The sequence below is a fragment of the Vibrio harveyi NBRC 15634 = ATCC 14126 = KCTC 12724 genome, from assembly GCF_001591145.1.
GTDB classification, from domain to species: Bacteria; Pseudomonadota; Gammaproteobacteria; order Enterobacterales; family Vibrionaceae; genus Vibrio; species Vibrio harveyi.
This window is the reverse complement of the sequence record NZ_BCUF01000169.1, coordinates 1-610: the sequence shown is the minus strand read 5'-3', so window position 1 is coordinate 610 and position 610 is coordinate 1. Positions and strand designations below refer to the sequence as shown.

1 pseudogene is annotated in these 610 nt (G+C 43.1%); it reads left to right on the top strand.

The features are described 5' to 3' along the window. The first annotated feature begins 71 nt into the window (after window positions 1-71). Window positions 72-419 (top strand): annotated as a pseudogene (locus VHA02S_RS25040) (CbrC family protein). Window positions 420-610: the final 191 nt, after the last annotated feature.

Sequence of the window (610 nt, the reverse complement as noted above, 5' to 3'; positions counted from 1 at the left end):
GGTGGTATGCGGCGGCTGTTGTATTGCATTGCTCACCCCTTAACAGGGCGTTAGCTTTACTCGGAGGTGCAATGGAATTACCAACATTTAAGTATCATCCAGATCCCGTCAAAACGGGTGCTTTAGAAGTTACAGATGCAAATTGTGAATGTTGTGGTGTCAGTCGCGGCTACAGGGCTACTTCTACTATTTACTCTGAGCATGACATAGAAACTATTTGTCCCTGGTGTATTTCTGATGGCTCGGCGGCGAAGAGATTCGACGGAGAGTTTGCTGACCCACATCCATTGATGAAAGCTGGACTTGATAAGTCTGTGGTAAAAGAAGTTTGTGAATGAACTCCAAGCTATATTTCATGGCAGCAAGAAGTGTGGTTATCGCACTGTGGCGGTGCTTGTGAATTTCATGGAGATGCATAGAAGTCTGATCTATTACAGGTAAAAGACGGTGAATTAGAGGCTTTACTAAACGATCAGCTAATAGGTAGTAATGAGTGGCACCAAATAGTCACTTACTATGAAAAAGGTGGGAATCCTGCAATCTACAAGTTCAAGTGTAGATCATGTGGCATATTTACTTATTCGCTGGACTTTGCGTAAAGCTAACAAAC